Annotated in this window: 16 protein-coding genes and 1 tRNA gene; 8 read left to right on the top strand and 9 right to left on the bottom strand. The window is 41.7% G+C overall.

The features are described 5' to 3' along the window. Positions 1-368 precede the first annotated feature (368 nt). Positions 369-1,088, top strand: coding sequence for a heme oxygenase (biliverdin-producing) (locus AABK37_RS10250; protein WP_432551463.1), 720 nt, complete (start codon positions 369-371; stop codon positions 1,086-1,088). Positions 1,089-1,198: 110 nt separating this feature from the next. Here the strand turns inward: AABK37_RS10250 and AABK37_RS10245 are convergent, their stop codons facing one another. The 3 genes from AABK37_RS10245 to AABK37_RS10235 all read right to left on the bottom strand — a co-directional run bounded on the left by AABK37_RS10245 (position 1,199) and on the right by AABK37_RS10235 (position 3,244). Further along, positions 1,199-1,879, bottom strand: coding sequence for an NADPH-dependent F420 reductase (locus tag AABK37_RS10245; RefSeq protein ID WP_432551462.1), 681 nt, complete (start codon positions 1,877-1,879; stop codon positions 1,199-1,201). 115 nt (positions 1,880-1,994) lie between these two features. Further along, positions 1,995-2,414 (bottom strand): hypothetical protein, encoded by a 420-nt coding sequence (locus tag AABK37_RS10240; RefSeq protein ID WP_432551461.1) that lies wholly within the window; start codon positions 2,412-2,414, stop codon positions 1,995-1,997. An 11-nt stretch (positions 2,415-2,425) separates the two neighbouring features. Next, entirely contained in the window at positions 2,426-3,244 is an 819-nt protein-coding gene (locus tag AABK37_RS10235) for a tetratricopeptide repeat protein (RefSeq protein WP_432551460.1), read from the bottom strand. A gap of 235 nt (positions 3,245-3,479) precedes the next feature. On the opposite strand from AABK37_RS10235, the gene cobW reads away from it, so the two are divergent. The 4 genes from cobW to AABK37_RS10215 all read left to right on the top strand — a co-directional run bounded on the left by cobW (position 3,480) and on the right by AABK37_RS10215 (position 9,044). Next, positions 3,480-4,514, top strand: coding sequence for a cobalamin biosynthesis protein CobW (gene cobW / locus AABK37_RS10230; RefSeq protein WP_432551459.1), 1,035 nt, complete (start codon positions 3,480-3,482; stop codon positions 4,512-4,514). A 92-nt stretch (positions 4,515-4,606) separates the two neighbouring features. Then, positions 4,607-5,080 (top strand): ABA4-like family protein, encoded by a 474-nt coding sequence (locus AABK37_RS10225; RefSeq protein WP_432551458.1) that lies wholly within the window; start codon positions 4,607-4,609, stop codon positions 5,078-5,080. Positions 5,081-5,298: 218 nt separating this feature from the next. Next, positions 5,299-5,736: a hypothetical protein gene (locus AABK37_RS10220; protein ID WP_432551457.1), complete on the top strand. Its 438-nt coding sequence runs from the start codon at positions 5,299-5,301 to the stop codon at positions 5,734-5,736. A gap of 17 nt (positions 5,737-5,753) precedes the next feature. After that, complete coding sequence (locus tag AABK37_RS10215; protein WP_432551456.1) at positions 5,754-9,044, top strand: HEAT repeat domain-containing protein; 3,291 nt, start codon at positions 5,754-5,756, stop codon at positions 9,042-9,044. 466 nt (positions 9,045-9,510) lie between these two features. Here the strand turns inward: AABK37_RS10215 and AABK37_RS10210 are convergent, their stop codons facing one another. From AABK37_RS10210 to AABK37_RS10200, 3 genes are all read right to left on the bottom strand, one after another. Next, entirely contained in the window at positions 9,511-9,720 is a 210-nt protein-coding gene (locus AABK37_RS10210) for a hypothetical protein (RefSeq protein ID WP_039754750.1), read from the bottom strand. 296 nt (positions 9,721-10,016) lie between these two features. Next, a complete protein-coding gene (locus AABK37_RS10205) occupies positions 10,017-10,325 on the bottom strand; it encodes a DUF3181 family protein (protein WP_432551455.1) in 309 nt (102 codons plus the stop codon). A 115-nt stretch (positions 10,326-10,440) separates the two neighbouring features. Beyond that, positions 10,441-10,698, bottom strand: coding sequence for a 2TM domain-containing protein (locus AABK37_RS10200; protein ID WP_432551454.1), 258 nt, complete (start codon positions 10,696-10,698; stop codon positions 10,441-10,443). A 314-nt stretch (positions 10,699-11,012) separates the two neighbouring features. Here AABK37_RS10200 and AABK37_RS10195 point away from each other — a divergent pair, with 314 nt between their 5' ends. Then, positions 11,013-11,144, top strand: a complete 132-nt coding sequence (locus AABK37_RS10195; protein ID WP_432551453.1) for a hypothetical protein — start codon at positions 11,013-11,015, stop codon at positions 11,142-11,144. Between the two features lie 235 nt (positions 11,145-11,379). On the opposite strand, the gene AABK37_RS10190 is transcribed toward AABK37_RS10195, so the two are convergent. Together AABK37_RS10190 and moaC are read right to left on the bottom strand one after the other, a co-directional pair. Next, positions 11,380-11,925: an Hsp20/alpha crystallin family protein gene (locus AABK37_RS10190; protein ID WP_432551452.1), complete on the bottom strand. Its 546-nt coding sequence runs from the start codon at positions 11,923-11,925 to the stop codon at positions 11,380-11,382. A 313-nt stretch (positions 11,926-12,238) separates the two neighbouring features. Then, positions 12,239-12,745, bottom strand: coding sequence for a cyclic pyranopterin monophosphate synthase MoaC (gene moaC / locus AABK37_RS10185; protein ID WP_432551451.1), 507 nt, complete (start codon positions 12,743-12,745; stop codon positions 12,239-12,241). A 33-nt stretch (positions 12,746-12,778) separates the two neighbouring features. Here moaC and AABK37_RS10180 point away from each other — a divergent pair. After that, positions 12,779-12,852 (top strand) — tRNA-Arg (locus AABK37_RS10180). A 102-nt stretch (positions 12,853-12,954) separates the two neighbouring features. Here the strand turns inward: AABK37_RS10180 and AABK37_RS10175 are convergent. Next, complete coding sequence (locus tag AABK37_RS10175; protein WP_432551450.1) at positions 12,955-14,184, bottom strand: MFS transporter; 1,230 nt, start codon at positions 14,182-14,184, stop codon at positions 12,955-12,957. A 361-nt stretch (positions 14,185-14,545) separates the two neighbouring features. Between AABK37_RS10175 and AABK37_RS10170 the strand changes: the two genes are divergently transcribed. Beyond that, a complete protein-coding gene (locus tag AABK37_RS10170) occupies positions 14,546-20,056 on the top strand; it encodes a Calx-beta domain-containing protein (RefSeq protein WP_432551449.1) in 5,511 nt (1,836 codons plus the stop codon). The last annotated feature ends 16 nt before the right edge of the window (positions 20,057-20,072 follow it).

The raw sequence follows: 20,072 nt of genomic DNA, 5'->3' as shown, positions 1-20,072 counted from the left end.
AAGGGGGAGAAGGGGGAAAGGGGGACAGGGGGACAGTGGGACAGGGGGACAGGGGGACAGGGGGACAGGGTGAGAGGAATTTTTCCCCCATGCCCCATGCCCAATGCCCCATGCCCCATGCCCCCTGCCCAATACCCAACTCATAATTCAGACAAAATTTAGCTAATTGAAACAAATCTTAAAATAATGCCGGAAATAGCTGCTGTTAACTAGAGAATTTGCCGTGTCAAATAATACAAAATATTACGACTTAAGAAATTTTAATGAAAATTCTCATCAATTAGCTTTACTCTAGGCTTTTAGTAGCTTTTTCGCCGTCGGTAAATCAAGACTTTGGCAGTTGACCCTTTAAAGTTGAGAAATTTAGTATGAGCAGCAATTTAGCAACCAAATTGCGTGTAGGCACTAAAAAAGCCCACACAATGGCAGAGAATGTCGGTTTTGTCAAGTGCTTTTTAAAAGGAGTGGTAGAAAAAAACTCCTACCGTAAGCTAGTCGGCAACTTCTACTTTATCTATTCAGCGATGGAAGAGGAGATAGAAAAGCATCGCAATCATCCGATTGTTTCCAAAATTAACTTCCATGAGTTAAACCGCAAGCATAGCCTAGAGCAAGACTTGGGTTATTATTATGGTGCTAATTGGCGGGAGCAAATTCAATTATCGCCTGCGGGTGAAGCTTACGTACAGCGCATTAGAGAAATATCCGCAAAAGAACCGGAGTTGTTAATCGCTCATTCTTACACGCGTTATATTGGCGATTTATCAGGAGGACAAATTCTGAAAAACATCGCGGTAACGGGGATGAACCTAACTGATGGGCAAGGTACTGCTTTTTATGAGTTTGCGGATATTCCGGACGAGAAGGCTTTTAAAGCCAAATATCGTTCGGCTATGAATGAGTTGCCGATTGATGATGCGACAGCAGATCGCATTGTTGATGAAGCTAACGCGGCTTTTGGGCTGAACATGAAGATGTTCCAAGAGTTAGAAGGCAATTTGATTAAAGCGATCGGTTTGATGCTGTTTAATAGTTTGACACGGCGTCGTACTCGTGGTAGTACAGAAGAATTGGCTACTGCTGAGTAAACACGATTATCTAATACTTTTGTAAATTTTAGGGGCGACATCTTTGAGATTGTCTTAGTTGAATCAGGCGATCGCAAAGAAGTCGCCCCTACAGTATTAATTAGTTAAATTCACTTCAAAGCCGAATTTTGCCGTCCACCTAAGCGTTGTTCTTGTGCAGCAGGTAAAACGTTCACAGAGATAGTTGCATAAGAACCTTGTTGCTGACCAATCATGATTAGGCGAATGAAATCACCTAAGCCTTCTACTAATCGGGCATTACGTAAAACACCACAATCGAGTGGTACAAATCCAATTTCTGATGCCAGTTGCATTACTGTTTTTCTGGCTTGTTCGTCATCCCCAGCAACAAAAACCGAAACATGATAATTTTTAAGCGGTTCAGGTGCTAATTCAAATAGTTCCTGTGCCATTGTATTAAATGCTTTCACCACGCGAGCATTTGGAACTTCTTTTGCTAGCTTTTCTGCTAACGATTCCTCAATTGCCGGATAAGCAAATTCAGAGGGGATATCTTGGTTATTGCAATCAATGATAATTTTACCGTTGAGAACTTCAGCGTTAGATAGCAATTCCTTTGGCATAACACCGCGTGCTGTCCACAAAATCACATCAGCAAATGCCGCAGCCTCATCATTTGTACCACCTTGCGTTTCTAGGAGTGCAAATTCTGCCACTGCTTTTCCTTTTTCCGCATCGCGGGAACCAAAATATATTTGATGTCCCTGTTCTGCCCAGAGAATACCTAAAGAACGTCCCATGTTGCCACTACCGATGATTCCTATTTTCATGACTTGAATTCCTTGCCGATTGTTTGGTACAGTTGCGGAAGTATCTTTAGAAAAAGCGGCAGGTACGCTAATTGATGCGTACTTACCACCGAAGGCTTGCGTACTAAATATGAATCTAATTAGCTAGCAAACTCTTGAGTGCGCTTTGGGCATCGGCGTTTTTTGGATCTACTTGCAGTGCTTGCCGAAAAGCTGCCATTGCGTCTTGTTTTGCGCCATCATTATAAAATATCTCGTTACCTAATTTGATATAAAGTTCAGCTATTTTTCGGGGCGGAATATCAGCAGCTAACTGAGTATAAAAAGCTTTGACAGCAGGAAATCCTTTTTGCTGATAAAGCGCCAAACTTGTAATTGAACAGGTGTCGTAAGATTCACCAAGTTTAGCTACCTTTTGACAAGCTTGCTGCGCTTGATCTAAGTTTCCCTGTTTAGTCAGCACTTGACTCAATTTGCTGTAATAAGAGTCGGTGGGTTCTTTGGCAACCGCTTGATTGTAAGAGGCGATCGCTTCTGTGAATTTGCTTTGTAACATCAATACATCGCCTAAGGAAGCATAGTTTGAAGCTTCAGGCTTGATTTGTATAAGTTGCCGATAAGCAGCGTAGACGCAAAGCGGCTTGCCGCAGGCATCGCGTTATCAATAAAGCCCCGCTTTGTCGATAGTTCCGCCAAAGCTTCATAAGCAGTCTCATTTTTAGAGTTGGTTGTAGTTATTTGCCGATAGATAGCAGCAACTTCTGAATATTCCAGTAATTCGCTTAAGCTGTTAAGGGCATGATAACTTGTTGGATCGAGTTTCAAAGCTTGACGGTAAGCTGTTATTGCTTCTTCTCGATTACCTGTTTTGAGAAGCGCATCACCTAAGGAGTTGTAATTATCAGCTTCGGGTTTCAGTTTAACAGCTTGACGGTAAGCTGTTAATGCTTCCTCTACTTTGCCCATCTCCAATAAATGACTGGCTAAAGTAATGTAAGCAGTATCATTCGTGGAATCTAGTTGGATAGCTTGGCGGTAAGCTGTTATTGCTTCGCTGATTCGTCCTTTCTCTGCCAAAAAATCAGCCAATTTGATGTATACTGTTGATTCCGGAGTTATTTGTAGTGCTTGGCGATAAGCAGCAATTGTATCTTCAATCTTGCCTTGATTAGAAAGGATATCTGCCAACTTGATGTAAGCATAGCTATTGTTGCGATCGCCTTTGATCGCACTCTGCCAAATTTTTGCCGCTTCTTCGTAATTTTTAACTTCCTCGGCAGCTGAAGCTCGTTGTTCTAACTCCTCCGCTGTTTGTGCCAAACTAATTTGCGGAACTAAGGCAAAACCTAAACTCAGCAGCAACGTCAATATTTTCGACTTTTGCATAAATTTTCAGCTTAAAATAACTAAGTCAATAGACTTCTTGCATAAATCAAAAGCAAGAACCCCACCCCCACGAGTGACGTGAGTCAAAGTCTCCCCTCTACCCCGTGGTAGAGGGGTGGGTGTGGGGTATTAGGAGAATGAGTGCAATCTTGTCTAATAATCAAGACCAGCTTAACCTCAGTATTTTGATGTGTAATCCGTGAAACTTACTATACTGAGAAAATCAGGCAAAACTATGGCAGCAAAAATCCCCGTTACCGTGATTACAGGCTTTTTAGGTAGTGGCAAAACCAGCCTAATTCGCCATTTACTACAAAACAACCAAGGTAGACGCATCGCCGTTTTAGTTAACGAATTTGGCGAACTTGGGATTGATGGCGAATTGTTGAAATCCTGTCAAATTTGCCCGGAAGATGGCGACAGTAATATTTTTGAATTAACCAACGGCTGTTTATGTTGCACTGTACAGGAAGAATTTTTCCCGACGATGCAGCAGTTAATTAAGCGACGCGATCGCATCGATTGTATTTTGATTGAAACTTCTGGTTTAGCTTTACCAAAGCCGTTAATCAAGGCTTTTCGCTGGCAAGAAATCCGCAACGCCGCCACAGTCGATGCGGTAATTACGGTAGTAGATTGTGCAGCAGTAGCATCAGGCACATTTGCCAGCAACCCGGAAGCAGTGGCAGCGCAACGACAGGCAGATGATAGTTTAGAACATGAAACACCGTTGCAAGAACTGTTTGAGGATCAACTTGCTTGTGCTGATTTAGTGGTGTTAAATAAAACCGATTTGGTGGATGATGAGACAAAAGCGCAAGTTGAAGAGTTAATTAAACAAGAGTTGCCGAGAGTAGTGAAGATTGTGGAGAGCGATGGCGCTCAACTCGATTCATCTATATTATTAGGATTAAACGCTGCCGTCGAAGATAATTTAGATAGTCGTCCCAGTCACCACGACACCGAAGAAGAACACGAACACGATGAAGAAATTATCTCCACTCACGTAATTTTAGACCGCGCTTTTGAACCAGAAAAATTACAGCAGCAGTTGCAAGCGATCGCACAACAGCAAGAGATATACCGAATAAAAGGCTTTGTCGCAGTCCCTAACAAAGCCATGCGTTTAGTCATGCAAGGCGTCGGAACCCGATTCGATCAATTTTACGATCGCCCTTGGCAACCTGAAGAAGCAAGACAAACCCGCTTAGTTTTCATCGGTCGCGACTTGAAATCCTCAGAAATAGAATCCCAACTTGTAGCTTTATGAGTTAGGAGTTAAAAGTTAGCAGTCAGGAGTTATTCTCCCTCATCTCCCTCATCTCCCTCATCTCCCCTACTCTCCCCCTCCCCCCACTCACTATGACAATCTCTCAAATTTTCAACATAGCTAATATTTTCGTTTTGCCTTTTTGGGCATTGATGATTCTATTACCAAACTGGAAAGTAACGCAACGGGTAATGGAATCATATTTACCCTTTGTAGCGTTAGCTGGAGTATATTTATACTTATTTCTTAGCAGCATTACACCAGAAAATGCCCAAGCTTTATCAAATCCTCAATTAGCAGATATCGCCCGATTTTTTGCAGATGAAAAAGCGGCTGCAACAGGTTGGATTCATTTTTTGGTAATGGATTTATTTATCGGTCGCTGGATATATTGGGAAGGACAGAAAACAGGTATTTGGACAATTCATTCTTTAGCGCTGTGTTTATTTGCTGGTCCTTTAGGATTGCTTTCTCACATCTTTACTTATTGGATTGCTAAGAGATTTTCTGGTAGTTCTGATGAACCAGTGATAACAGAAAAAGCCACATCATCAAGTGGCACTTAAGTTATTATAGGGTGCGTTAGGCTTTAAGCCGTAACGCACCCTATTAGTACAACGCGGCGGAAATAAAGCTACCATTAAAAATCACCCAAAAGCTTATGGTATAAGTCTTTTAAATGCGTGATTTTTGACTGACTCGGCATCGGTACTAGGTTTATTCCCGAAAAACTGGTAGATGCTACGGTATATATAATACAAAAATATCTATAACCAGATGGTTTATGGAACCAGTTACTCTAACGGCAGTAGCTACGGCGATCGCCACCCTACTTTTGACAAAAGCACTGGAAAAAACTGGCGAAAATCTTGGAGATGCTGCATGGCAGCAAAGTCGCAAGTTAATCGAACAGCTTCGTCATAAGAATAAGTTACCATTACTAACCAATGCGACGGAAGGTAACGAACAGCAGAGATTAGATTACGGACAAGCTGTGCTGCAACTGAAAGCAGCAGCAGACAAAGATCCAGAAATTGCTCAACAAGTTGTGCAAGTAGAAGCAGCAGCGAAAGCTAATCCAAAACTGGCTGCACAAGTCCAAGAAGTAGAAAATACACTTAGCTCTCAACAGCCAACAATGCCAAACTTGCAAAAGTTAGCAGAAAAAATTGGGCAAGTTGTGGTCGGTGGTACGGGTTCAATTCAAAACCAGTCATTTTGATTATGGTTTAACTGACTATGCCTGAAGACACTGGTAAGTTTGCCGAAAAAATAGGGGTTGTTGCTCATAACAGCACAGTAAACATACATAATCAAAACATTGGTGTTTCTGATAATTCTGGTGCGACTCCCATTAATTGGCACGAAATTTGCCGCCAATTGCTGGAACCCCGGCGGCGACTCACCAGCAATCCTTCAATGCCAGATGAATCTGCCAAATTAGAAAGAGAGCAGATTTATGTTCCCCTGGCGCTAGTGCAGCGAACAAAACCTGAGAAACGCAACCTGGGCGAATATTCCCCAGAAGCGGGAACGCGTCTCTATGAACCGCAGTATGAGAAAAAGCAGCGATTTGAGCATGAAGCTTTCTTGACTCAAATCTTGGAACAAGGGAAAGGCAAAACTAAGGGTAAGTACATCGCCTTAATTGGGGAACCAGGTGCAGGGAAAACAACTCTGCTGCAATGCATCGCCTTTTGGGTATTAGAGAAAAACTTAGGTTTCCCAATTTGGATTTCGCTTGCTGATCTGGGGCGAAGTGGCTCTTGGACGGATTTACAAAGTTATTTATTCAAAAATTGGCTTAAGAATGCTGTTCCACAAACACAGATGATTCAAGCGGAAGCAGAATTGACAACACAAATTCAGCAAGGGCGAGTCTGGTTGTTGTTGGATGGAGTGGATGAAGTAGCTGTATCAGGTGTGCAAACATTGCAAACACTCGCCCAGAAACTTACAGGATGGATTGCCCAGTCACGGGTGGTGCTAACTTGTCGGCTAAATGTCTGGCAAGCGGATTACAATGCGCTAGAAACCTTTGAAACCTATCGTTTGCTGGACTTTGATTATCCCAAGCAAGTGCATCAGTTTATCGATAATTTTTTTGCTGCCTCAGAACCTCGGTTTCTTCAAGAAACTGAGATTCTTCTATCCAAAGGGGAACGGTTGAAAGCAGAATTAGATAAAGCTGAACGGGGACGCTTGCGAGACTTGGTACAAAATCCTCTACGGTTGATGCTATTATGTAGCACTTGGCAGAGTGAGGAGGGAAATTTACCACAGACAAAGGCGGGACTTTATCAGCAGTTTGTGCAGCAAATCTACACATGGAAACAAAACTGTTTTTCTATTAGCACTACAGAACAAAAGAAATTAAACAATGCATTGGGACGTTTGGCGCTACGGGATATTCAAGAGGGTGTTCCCCGATTCCGGTTGCTGGAAAGTTTTATTATCGAGGAATTAGGCGCACCAGATGATGAAAATTCTTCATTTTACAAAGCCCAGCAACTTGGTTGGTTGAATCATGTAGGAATTGCCGTTGAATCCCAATCAAATGAAAAGGTTTATGCTTTCTTTCACGCCACATTTGAGGAATATTTTGCAGCGCTAAGTGTTAATGATTGGGACTTTTTCTTGCCTCGCGCACACCAAAATAAACCTGTAAAAGATAAACATACAAGGGAAAAGCCATATCCAATATTTGAATCGCAATGGAAAGAGGTGATTTTGTTGTGGCTGGGGCGAGAGGATGTGAAAAGAAAGCAGAAAGAAGAGTTTATAAAAGCATTAGTAAAGTTTCGTGATGGATGCAGAGGATTTTATCATTATCAAGCTTATTTTTTAGCCGCAGCAGGAATTGCCGAATTTAGAGAATGTTCCAGAACTGATGAAGTTGTAGCACACATTGTTCGGTGGAGTTGTGATTATGGAGAGCTTCTAGATAGAGCAAGGGTAGCACTGCAACAGATTCATCGTGGAAAAGCCATCGATGCTTTGCTAAACTTAATCACCACCTCTCAGGGTAAAGACGACGAATACTACACCCGGATGCTAGCGTTAGAAAGCTTAGGGGAAATAGCTGTTGGCAACAAAAGAGCGATCGCAGCTTTGATCAACTTCATTGCCAACTCTCAAAATGAAATCCGCAACCGTATGCAAGCGGCAGAAAGCTTAGGAAAAATAGATCCTGGCAACGAGCGTGTGATCGCAGCTTTAATCAACTTCATCAGCCGCTCAGAGTATGAATCCATCTCTAGTATGGCGGCATATAGCTTAGGGGAAATAGCTGTTGGCAACGAAACTGCGATCGCAGCTTTGGTCAACTTAATCGCTACTTTTGAGTATGAACACACCTATTGGGCAGCGTTAGAAAGCTTAGGGGAAATAGCTGTTGGCAACGAAACTGCGATAGAAGCTTTGGTCAACTTAATTGCTAACTCTCAGGATGAATCTACTCGTAGGCAAGCGGCATCTAGCTTAGGAAAAATAGCTGTTGGCAACGAAACTGCGATAGAAGCTTTGGTCAACTTAATCGCCAACTCTCAGGATGAATCCACTCGTAGGCAAGCGGCAGAAAGCTTAGGGGAAATAGCTGTTGGCAACGAAACTGCGATAGAAGCTTTAGTCAACTTAATCGCCACCTCACAGCATGAATTCACCTGTTCGCTAGCGGCATATAGCTTAGAGCAAATAGATCCTGGCAACGAAAATGCTGTAATCGCTGCTTTGCTAAACTTAATCGACACCTCACAGCATGAATTCACCCGTAGTTGGGCGGCAGGAAGGTTGGTGGAAATAGATCCTGGCAACGAGCGTGCGATCGCAGCTTTGGTAAACTCAATCGCCACCTCACAGGATGAACGCATCCGTTGGCAAGCGGCATTTAGCTTAGGGAAAATAGATCCTGGCAACGAGCGTGCGATCGCAGCTTTGATCAACTTAATCGCCACCTCTGAGGATAAATACAGACTAAGGGCTGAAGATATTGAAAATATTGAAAATATTGAAAATATAATGCCTTGGCATGAAAATATGATGACCCGTCATCAAGCGCTACGTAGCTTAGAAAAGATTTTGTCAGCAGATCAGATGGCGAAAGTTGTCATTGACTTGGGCAGTGACTCCAAACCAAACGATGACCGTTACGGAGTTATCTCGCATTGCGCCCAAAATATGCCTTATTCAGCTTTTTACCAAGCTTGGCATCGTCGTTCTTACATGAAATTAGCAATTACATTTCTTCAATATGATTGGTGGATTTCTTTAAATGCTTTAGTTGCTTTAGTTTGTTTAGTTGCTTTCTTAAGACAGTTTGTCGAAATACTTACTTTAGGACTTACTCATAAACTTCCTTTAACATCTGCTTTAAAACTTGCTTTAATATATACTTCAGGAATTGCTTTAGCATTTGCTGAAGGAATTGCTTTAGGAATTGCTTTTGCATGGGTTTTTGCTAAAACAGATTGTATGGTGAGACTCAGAAGGAAAATTATGAAAGTAATAAAGAGAGTCAGGAGTAAAAAATGACTAGTAGAGCGGGCGCGCAAATAAACAGACCATTAAATAGCCAAGACTTACCCTTATCTCTCCATTTAAAAGGTTTAGCCATTGTTTTATTAAAGTAGTCAAGAAAATTGAGGAATCAGATGCTATGAGAATTATTTTTGCTCGTAGCGCTATCTGTTGCGGCGTGTTGTGTCTGTTAATCAACTGTTGGAGTTGATGGTGATGGCGATGCTTAAATTTAATATTTTTGGAGTTAATCTTACCACAACGTCATTCCTTAGTACTTAGCCAAAACAGTTTTTGACCTTACTATTTATTCTCCCACAATTATGGTCTGTTTATTTAAGCCGAACTGTACTAGACTACTGGGCAAATATCCTAGGGCACAACTAAGATTATTGTGCCCTCTTGCGCGTATTCTACACCAACAAAAAGCGATCCCAAAAGCAATTGCAAGACACAAAATTGCTTTTATCACTTATGAAGCTTATGCTTTTTGATAGTTGGCATCAACCCAACAACGTGGTATACTTTCACCTGATGGAAAAACTAAGTTTTCTTTTTTAATAGGTTCAGGGTCTTGTTCTTCTTGACCTTCTTGGTCTTTTCCGTGAATAACATCAGTATTAGGGTCTATTAATTCCTCAATTTTAAGAACTTCTACCAAAGTTCCAGTATCTTTAACTTGTAAAAGCATTCTTCTTAGCCTCCTGAAATTGACTTGACAACTAATTGCAAGTTTAATTATAAACCCGCATTTGCGCTTATTTGAATTGTTTAATGACTTGTAGTGGTGGACGCAAACTACAAGCCTAATTCACAATCCAAAATTGTATTAGTGAATGCTTGCTCAAAAGCAAATTCGACTAATTTTTTCAACCGTATATATACTTGTGTCGGTATCAATGTAGTGTTGCCATTACACCACTAGTAAATAACTTTCTTGATAGAGGATTTTGAATGGCAAATTACCCGACAACAAGCAACGGAAAATTAAAATTCGGTCTGATATTTTTCCAAGATATCTACAAGATTAACTTGGCATTGTAGCGGCAATAAATCAATTAAAGGAAGTTCGCGTTTGCCACCGCCAATTTTTACGGGAATGGATTCCAAGACTTTTATTATTTGGTCTTCATCCACGGACTTAGAGGTAAGTAAAGGATACATCTTTTCTGCAACGACGGTGTGCAGTTTGGCATTTGATAAATAAAGATGCCACTTAGCAATATCTATATATACGTTTTCGCCTATTTCAGATGCTAGGGCTTCTAGTATTTCTGTGGTATTAGTTTTAGCCATACAAATGACCCCAGATAAGGATCGTGAAATCTCAAGCTAATTATCATTATTGCTTAATTATTCGGCTTATTTCTACTGCCACAAGATACAATCGCCCTAGCTGTTGATTCCGTCTTCAGGTGGACTTTGGTGGTGTTTGTGAGTAATCGGCGATCGCACTAATATAAATTAGATGCGCTAACAATACCACTATCCAACCGACTGTTAACCAAGGCAGCCACTCCCAAGTCGCTGCTTTGAAGTTGTGAAAAAACCACAAACCAGAGTTTATCGGCGCAAAAATCGCCACATGCATGGCAAAGTTCATTCTGTCATCTAACTTACGGTAATCTGGGTCATTGCGATCGGGTTGACGAGGCCAACGAGGAGGCATAATTCTTTGTTACAGATTTTAATAAAATTGCTTTCTGATTAATTCTAAGATTTTTATCGGTGTTATTGCTGTCTTGCCAACAAATATAATGAAAGCATAGAAAAGCTCAGTTGACCAAAACAGGGTTGCAGGTTTCGGGTGTGGGGTGTGGGTAAAAAAAAGAAAGCTATATTTTTGTACTCCAGGACCCGAACCAATAAAGGGTACAAGCCCCCAGCAAAATCGTAGATTTGGTGGTCTTAAATCAGTGTCCGGGGTAAGGCCCCCACTCCCAACTCCCTACACCCCACACCCAACCCCCCACACCCTTCTTTTTGAACTCAATCGAACAAGAACAGCAGAAGCAGCAAGAACGCCAACGCGCTGAACAACCAGAATTGTTGTTACAGCAAGAACGCCAACGCGCTGAACAATTGGCAGCGTATTTGCGATCGGCTTGGTGTTGATCCAGACAACTTACCATAAAACGTATGGAGGCGATCGCCTTTTTCTGTTTGGCGATCGCCTCATATCAATTATTCATTCATATATGAGCAAGCAAAAACAAAATTGACAGGATAATATGTTCGTGGTGATTGTCCTGTCAATCTTGGTATATATTTGTTTCTGGCAGTTTCAGAAAAACTGCCAGAAATATCGAAGGCTAATTAACACAAAGCAAGTACTAAGGTTAACCGAGCGTTAACTAGCTTGAGGTTGTTCTTGCTGCTGAGTTTGTCCGTTTTGTTGTCCGCTAATAGCCTGATTATTTTGTCCGTTCAGACTAACTGTGACAACTTTGTTCTTTTCTTCTTCAGCTTTCGGCAATGTCAGGCACAGGACACCGTTCTTAAATTCAGCTTGTACTTTATCGTTTTGGATGCGTGCAGGCAAAGGAATGATCCGTTGAAATGTGCCATAGCGGAATTCTGAACGTTTCACACCTTTGTCTTCGTGCTTAATTTCTGATTTGCGTTCTCCATTGATAGCAACGGCTTCGGTGGTAACTTTCACATCCAAATCTTTAGCTTCTAACCCAGGAACTTCTACCTTAAGTTTAATTTCCTCTGGAGTTTCATGGATTTCTGCCGCAGGCATAAAAGAATACCCAGCTATCTCTGCACCGCCATCGCCACTAGTTATCATGCGATCGAATAGGCGATTCATTTCACGTTGCATACTAGAAATTTCCCGGAAAGGGTCAAAACGCTCAATTTCCCGGAAAGGGTCAAAACGTACTATTGCCATGTTTTTACCTCCTATATTTATCTGATGCAATGGTTATTCTGTTCTTTAACTTCAATTTATCAACGGCAAAATGTTAGCTCATCCACTTGGTTGATGAGTTTTTTTGGAGAATTTTCAGTATCTTAAATCACTGTTTTACATAATATTTTTTGCTCAACAAAAATAAGTAAATTTTGTAGATAATTTTTGTGATTTTTCCTCAGCCAATAAAGGTAAATTTGGGTAACTCTTTTGATAGAGATAGCAAATGCATATGCTTGTCAACAATGAACATCACACATGCAATGTTGAGGAATGATTTGAGATTGCTATTTTATTTTTGCGTCAAGTAATCTCCTGATTTTCCACCCATCTTGCTTACCAGCCGAATCGATTCAATTTGAATCGACTTTTCTAAAGCTTTCGCCATATCGTACAACGTTAGAGCCGCAACGGAAACGGCGGTTAAAGCTTCCATTTCTACCCCTGTTTCCGCTTTGGTTTTGACTGTGGCGTAAATTTGATAACCGGGTAGTTGCGGATCGGGTACGATCTGCACTTCAATTTTTTGCAGTGGCAAAGGATGACACAAAGGAATCAAAGCTGATGTCTGTTTAGCTGCCATAATTCCTGCTAACCTCGCAGTTCCCAATACATCTCCTTTGGGAGCATTTCCAGCTTCAATTGCGGCAAAGGTTTCGCCTAACATTCGCACGTTGGCTGTAGCTACGGCTTGGCGGATTGTGGCTGCTTTGTCAGATACATCTACCATCTGGGAGCGTCCCTGACGATCTAGATGAGTTAGGTTGACAGAATTATCTGAAAAATTATCTTGTGTCATTTGGTTGGGATGTGTTATGATGTTTTTTTGTTAGGGCGTGTAGCTCAGTGGACTAGAGCACGTGGCTACGGACCACGGTGTCGGGGGTTCGAATCCCTCCTCGCCCGTTTATTAAAAGTTAGGAGTAGAGACGCTCCGGTTCCGGAGCGTCTGTACAGAGTTAAGAGTGAGGAATTTCAACTCATAACTCCTCACTCTTAACTCCTAACTTATTTTAAGGCGTAGACATCTGGAGTGCGACCGATCGCAAATCGCCATGAGTTAGCTAAGTCTTTGCTAGACATGGTGATGAAAATTATCAGTGATAGAAAAACTATCAAAGCAGCGTAACTAAACATATCGCGGTAGCCTACTTGTTCGGCAATCGAACCGAAAACTGGACTTGCGATCGCTATTCCCACATCTAATCCTGTAAGACATACAGCAAACATCCGCCCTCTTTCTTGGGGTAGAGCGCGATCGGCTACCATTGTGGAAATCATCGGCATGAGAGTACCAGCACCAGCACCTTCAATAATTGCTGCAAATAAGAAAGTAGGGGCGCTGTTTGCTTTCCACATCAGTAACATCGCTATAGTGTAAACAACTAAGCTGATGGTAATAAATAAACCACGACCGAAGCGATCGCTTGCTCGACCCGCGAATAAGCGTACACTAAAACTAGCGATCGCTCCCGCCGTGTAAAACAATCCTGCATTCAAATCGACTCCAGTTGACTTGATATACAACGGCGCAAAAGTGTGCAAATTACCAAAAGCCAAGCCGATCGCAAACATGATTGCAGCCGGAATTCTCACTCTCGGACTAATCAAGATTCGCCATAGTTGACTATTCTTATTTTCATTCGGTTCAGTAGTTTTGACTGGTGGATTAACGATTGCTAACACACATAACGCCGCCAATCCACCTAATGCTGCTGTACAGACAAATAACGCCGTGTAACCAGCCGCAGCTTGTAAATAGCCGCCGATAGCAGGTCCGATAGCCAAGCCGATTGGAGTTACCAAACTCATGTAACCGATGACTTCACCGCGATTGGTTTCATCTGACAAATCTACTACCAGCGCTAAAAAGCCGATGGTAAAAGCAGCAATACTAATGCCGTGAAAAGCACGCAGCACCATCAACAGAGGAATCGATTTTACAACCAAAAAACCAAAAGGTGCGATCGCTGCTACCAGTGTACCGATGAGCAAGACAATTTTACGACCTCGCCGATCCGCCGTCTTTCCCAACCAAGAACGAGATAGTAACAGTCCGATGGCGAAACTACCCATAACAATGCCAATTTGCTGCTTGGTAGCGCCCACATGCTCAACGTAAAGCGGTAGCGTTGGTAGTAACGAACCCATACTAGACCAGAATAATAAACCTGCTGTAAATAATAAAATCAGCAGGTTTTGCCGCAGTCGGGCATCAAATGAGCGAAATAGTTTCACGGTAGATGCAAGTTAATGTTTAGTTTGTTTAAGCTTTCGGTGCTGTTGGTCAATTCTAACGTGGTCAGAGTCTCTTACGTAAAGTGGCGATCACCAAACAGCATATTGAGCGATTAATTAACAAGCGATTAAGAGTAGCGTATAAACCACGTCAAGCTTAAAGGCGGCGCAACAAAGCTACATCACTTTACTTGGCATCGCGCTTATTAGGGTTTTGGTATTAATTCTTCCTTCATTAAATTATAATATCAAATTTTACACATCATCATTTAGATTAAAGACTCAGTAAAGATTAAAATTTCTTCCTGACAAATCAAGATAGGTGATTTTATGCTGGGTTCAAACTGTTCGATAAAGATTAATGTTTGAATCTCCTCTGCCCCAAGAAAATCCTTTAAATACATCTATCAATCCAACATTTCATAATTCAGAATTAAATCTAGAACCCAACAGAGGAATTTTCTCATATTCGCAAATTAATGTTGGATTTAGCCAACCAAAAATTGAAATCTCTAATTTAACAGTCAGCAGTTCTTTTAGCGATTGTCTGTTGCCATTACCGACTTCCGATCAGCTTAACTCTGCGGTTTTTTTAAAGCAGTCATTGAGTAAATTTGTGCAGTTGCCTAATTTTGGGCAACTGATGCAGTCGATTTTTGGAGCTAATTTTAATATTGAGAAACTAAATGGAATTATTTCTCAGTGGTTGGTAGGTGACTTTAGCAATCTCCCAAAAATTGAAGTGCGTGAGGAATCTGTATTTCCCACTAATACATTAGGGGCTTTTGCTGAAGCAACAGAGAAAATTTATCTTTCACAAAGATTACTTAATAGCGAAAATACAGTCAAGATTGGCGACACAATACTAGAAGAAATTGGACATTGGGTCGATAAGCAATTGAATGTAGCAGACACTCCTGGTGATGAAGGACAAATGTTTGCAGCAGTCGTCACAGGTCAGCATCTGAATGCAGATCAAATTGCAGAAATTCGTGCTGAAGACGATAGCACCACGATTTATGTTGATGGTCAACTTCTTAAAGTTGAACAGTCAACATTAGTTCTAGCCACTATTACTATCAGTGCCAACGATGCGAATGCAGGTGAAACCTTAACTGGACAAATTGCCAACCCCGGTCAATTTACCCTTACCCGCACAGGAAGTACCGCTGACGCACTGACCGTGAATTACGCAGTGGGGGGAACAGCCACCAACGGTGTAGACTACAGCACCTTAACCAATAGTGTTACCTTTGCGACTGGTGCATCTACAGCGATTGTTAATATTAATCCGATTGATGACCTGGTTATAGAAAGTGATGAGACAGCGATCGTTTACCTTGTTAGTAGTACAAATTACAACCTGGGAACGGCAACAACTGCCACCATAGTCATTGCTGACAACGATAAACCGACTATTACCATCGGCGCCAACGATGCGAATGCAGGTGAAACCCTAACTGGACAAATTGCCAACCCCGGTCAATTTACGCTGACTCGTACAGGAAGTACCGCTGACGCACTGACCGTAAATTACACAGTCGGGGGAACAGCAATCAATGGTAAAGATTACAACGCATTAACCAACAGCGTTACCTTTGCGACTGGTGCATCCACAGCGTTAATTAATATTACTCCCATAGATGATGGGGAATTTGAGGGGAATGAGACAGCCGTCATTAACCTTGCTAGTAGTACAAATTACAACCTGGGAACGGCAATAACTGCCACCATAGTCATTGCTGACAACGATAAACCCACTATCACCATCGGTGCCAATGATGCTAGTGCAGGTGAAACCATCCCTGGACAAATCACCAACCCCGGTCAATTTACCCTGACTCGTACAGGAAGTACTGCTTCTGCACTGACCGTAAATTACACAGTCGGGGGAACAGCAATCAATGGTAAAGATTACAACGCATTAACCAACAGCGTTACCTTTGCGACTGGTGCATCCACAGCGTTAATTAATATTACTCCCATAGATGATGGGGAATTTGAGGGGAATGAGACAGCCGTCATTAACCTTGCTAGTAGTACAAATTACAACCTGGGAACGGCAATAACTGCCACCATAGTCATTGCTGACAACGATAAACCCACTATCACCATCGGTGCCAATGATGCTAGTGCAGGTGAAACCATCCCTGGACAAATCACCAACCCCGGTCAATTTACCCTGACTCGTACAGGAAGTACTGCTTCTGCACTGACCGTGAATTACACAGTAACGGGAACAGCAACTAATGGTACAGACTACAGCACATTGACCAATAATGTTACCTTTGCTGCTGGTGCGTCTACAGCGATTATTAATGTAAATCCAATTGATGACCTCGCTATAGAAAATGATGAGACAGTCATCATTAACCTTGCTAGTAGTACAAATTACAATCTGGGAACGGCAACCACTGCCACAGTCGTTATTGCCGACAATGATAAACCTATCATCACTATCAGTGCCAACGATGCGAATGCAGGTGAAACTCTAACTGGACAAATTGCCAACCCCGGTCAATTTACCCTCACCCGCACAGGAAACACAGCTTCCGCACTGACGGTGAATTACACAGTGGGGGGAACAGCTACCAACAGTTTAGACTACAGCACATTATATGGTACTGCAACGTTTGCGGCGGGTGCAGCTACTACTGTAGTAAATGTAATCCCGACGGATGATTCTGCTTTTGAAGGTAATGAGTCTGTGATTCTGACTCTGGCTGCTGGCAATGCCTATACGCTGGGGAATGATAAGACGGCGATCGTCACTTTGGCGGATAATGATTTACCAACATGGAATGTCAGCTTTATTAACCGCAATGACAGCAATTATGCTGATTTCAACAGTTATGATTTCAGCCGCCCCGATGCAACTGTAAATCTGGGTTGGCAGAATGGATTTGTTTATGAGTCTACACCGTTTGAAACTTTAACGGTTGATTCGAGAACTAATGTTGCTCCTATTGGACAACCGAAAGTTTATTCTTCAGTCTTAGAAGTCGGAAAGCGTTATCGCATTGAAGCATCAGGTACGTGGCAATATTGGACAGATAATAGTCGTAATTATGTTGCAGATGCTCGTTTTCAAACAGATAATGCGTGGAATACTCAATATAACGGAGGTGGCGGACTTTATTCTAATGTCTTGAGTAATGGAAATGATGATATTTGGGGGGAATATCGACCGGATCATGTTTATACTTATGAAATTCTAGGAAATGGTCAGCGAGTTGATTTCTATGTCAGTGACAGTGATTATCTGAATAATCAAGGAGCATACACTGTAAAAATCTATCGTCAAGCCGCTACACAACCAACTGGTAATACTATCCGTTTGAATGCGGCTTTTGGAGAAAGAAGCCCAGCACCAAATGTGCAAAGCGATAACTTTGCAATGCAAGCGTGGACAACTACCCGTCTAGAAACTGGAAAAACCTATCAAGTCACTACTAATTCTGATGATGGAACTCGTTTCTTCGTCAAGAACAGAGCCACAGGTGAAGTGACTTTTATTGGTCAAGAATGGCGCGATCGCAGTACTGGCGAACCTACATGGAAAATGTACTTTAATGTCGCTAAAAGTGGGGATTATGACTTCTATATTCAAGGTTACGATCATTTAGGAGGGTCAGCTTTTAATGTAGAGTTAAAAGAAACTCCAGCCAACAGCAAACCCAATCATTTAGGCTTAGTTACAGACTTTAATCAAGACGGGAAAAATGATATCCTTTGGCGGAATTATAGCACTGGCGAAAATCTGGCTTGGGCATTAGATGGTGCTACACACATCAAAGATTTAGACATCGAAGATGGAACAGACCAAGCTTGGTATGTTGTTGGCACAGGTGATTTCAATAATGATGGTAACGTGGACATTTTGACACGTTACCACTGGACAGAAAATACAGGACATAATGTTGTTTGGTTAATGAATGGTAATCAAAAAATTGGTAATATCGTTCTCGACCGAGTTGATGATAATAATTGGCATATTGTAGGCACAGGGGATTTTAACCAAGACGGCAATGTTGACATTCTCTGGCGTAACTATTTCTCTGGCGAGAATGTGATTTGGAACATGAAGGGTACGGCTCATGACAACATTAGCCTAGAAAAACAAACCGACCTCAATCAGCATATTGTTGGAACAGGTGACTTTAATGGTGATGGCAAGATTGATATTCTCTGGCGAAATGCCGTTACAGGAAATAACTCAATCTGGTTTATGGATGGGGTCAAGCGAGCTAGTATTGCTGATGTTCAAGGGATACCTACCGATGTAAATTGGCATATTATGGGAACAGCAGATTTTAATAATGATGGGAAATCAGACATTATCCTGCGAAATTATGCTAATGGTTGGAATCATGCTTGGTTGATGAATGGGAATAAATCTATCGGAGAGGTAAATACCCCAGATGTCTTAGACTTAAACTGGAATATAGTCGGCAAAACCGATCCTGTTCCTCTCTGGGTCGCACAATATTTCAACAATAAGGATTTATCAGGTACACCTACTTACACCGAAGGTTTTACCAATGTCAACGGCAATTTTAGCCGAAACTGGGGTTTAGGTGCGCCGCCCAATACTCCTGCTGATAATTTTTCGGCACGATACAAAACTGAACGGTATTTAGCTCCAGGACTCTATAAAATTAATCTGAATTCAGATGATGGAGTACGAATTTGGATCGGCAATGAATTGATTATTAATCAGTGGACAGATCAAGCTGGTAATTACTCAGATTATTTCACATCCTCTGGCGGTTATTATCCCGTTACCATTGAATACAAAGAAAATGGGGGAGCAGCATCACTGAATTATGAAATTGTTAAGTATCAACCTTATAACAACTTTGGCAATCCTGATGGAATTATTAACTCATGGAATGCCACCTTTTTCCACTGGAATGGCGAAGGAACTCCGATTCTTGATGATGCCCACAAAATTGGCACAGTGAATTTAGGTTCAAATATCCGTGGTGATGGGCAATGGGGAATGAATTCACAAAATTGGGGTAGTGGTTCACCTGCGCTTGGTGTTCCCAGTGATTTCTTTGCCATGCACGCTTATACCCGCGCTAGCTTAACGGCTGGACATACCTATGAAGTTTGGGTACGTTCCGATGACGGTTATCAAGTGTATGCTCATAAACTTAATGGCGGCGCCTTTAATATTACTCCCAATGCATTAAGCGGTCAATGGCAACCTGGAGCTTATGGTAATGCAGTGAAGTGGACATTTGTTGCACCAGAATCAGGAGTATTTGATTTCAAGTTCAATATGTTTGAAGGTGGTGGAGATGCTTATGTCGATTTGGTTTTGAAAGATGTGACTCCTGTTACTCCACCGCCTTCATCAGCTCCATTTACCCAGGGAGAATACACAGCAAAACTTTATAACGATGGTGGTGGTACATGGAGTCGAGGAATGAGTAGTGGTCATAGTGGAATTGATACATATGATAACGATTCAGATCGCAAGGTATCAGCCCTAGTAGGTGGTAAAGTTGTTCATGTCAAAAAAGGACTTACTTTGAATGGAGTTGCAAGTTTATACAACCAAGGAAAGTATAACAAAGGTTATCATCCAACTACGGGGCAATTAGTAACAGCATCTGATTACAATGCTGAAGTAATTATTTGGAATGAACAACTAAATCGTTACTTTCATTACTACCATTTTGCAGATATTTACGTTTCTGTCGGGCAAAATGTTAGTTCAGGTCAAGTAATTGGTTTTGAAGGAACTACGGGGTATTCTACAGGTACTCATACCCATCTATCTGTGCGAAAAGATTCTATGTGGGGAACTCTTGAAGATCCTTTAGTTATTCTTGGAATTGCTAGAGGACAACGTTTAATTTAGCAGAATAGGAGTTTAG

The organism is Tolypothrix sp. VBCCA 56010 (assembly GCF_050875635.1).
Classification (GTDB): Bacteria; Cyanobacteriota; Cyanobacteriia; order Cyanobacteriales; family Nostocaceae; genus Hassallia.
This window is presented reverse-complemented; position numbering and strand designations above follow the sequence as displayed.

Excerpts from the sequence above, each read along its gene's own strand:
- AABK37_RS10250 (WP_432551463.1), top strand. The coding sequence starts at position 369 with ATGAGCAGCAATTTAGCAACCAAATTGCGTGTAGGCACTAAAAAAGCC.
- AABK37_RS10245 (WP_432551462.1), bottom strand. The coding sequence starts at position 1,879 with ATGAAAATAGGAATCATCGGTAGTGGCAACATGGGACGTTCTTTAGGT.
- AABK37_RS10240 (WP_432551461.1), bottom strand. The coding sequence starts at position 2,414 with ATGTTACAAAGCAAATTCACAGAAGCGATCGCCTCTTACAATCAAGCG.
- AABK37_RS10235 (WP_432551460.1), bottom strand. The coding sequence starts at position 3,244 with ATGCAAAAGTCGAAAATATTGACGTTGCTGCTGAGTTTAGGTTTTGCC.
- cobW (WP_432551459.1), top strand. The coding sequence starts at position 3,480 with ATGGCAGCAAAAATCCCCGTTACCGTGATTACAGGCTTTTTAGGTAGT.
- AABK37_RS10225 (WP_432551458.1), top strand. The coding sequence starts at position 4,607 with ATGACAATCTCTCAAATTTTCAACATAGCTAATATTTTCGTTTTGCCT.
- AABK37_RS10220 (WP_432551457.1), top strand. The coding sequence starts at position 5,299 with ATGGAACCAGTTACTCTAACGGCAGTAGCTACGGCGATCGCCACCCTA.
- AABK37_RS10215 (WP_432551456.1), top strand. The coding sequence starts at position 5,754 with ATGCCTGAAGACACTGGTAAGTTTGCCGAAAAAATAGGGGTTGTTGCT.
- AABK37_RS10210 (WP_039754750.1), bottom strand. The coding sequence starts at position 9,720 with ATGCTTTTACAAGTTAAAGATACTGGAACTTTGGTAGAAGTTCTTAAA.
- AABK37_RS10205 (WP_432551455.1), bottom strand. The coding sequence starts at position 10,325 with ATGGCTAAAACTAATACCACAGAAATACTAGAAGCCCTAGCATCTGAA.
- AABK37_RS10200 (WP_432551454.1), bottom strand. The coding sequence starts at position 10,698 with ATGCCTCCTCGTTGGCCTCGTCAACCCGATCGCAATGACCCAGATTAC.
- AABK37_RS10190 (WP_432551452.1), bottom strand. The coding sequence starts at position 11,925 with ATGGCAATAGTACGTTTTGACCCTTTCCGGGAAATTGAGCGTTTTGAC.
- moaC (WP_432551451.1), bottom strand. The coding sequence starts at position 12,745 with ATGACACAAGATAATTTTTCAGATAATTCTGTCAACCTAACTCATCTA.
- AABK37_RS10170 (WP_432551449.1), top strand. The coding sequence starts at position 14,546 with ATGTTTGAATCTCCTCTGCCCCAAGAAAATCCTTTAAATACATCTATC.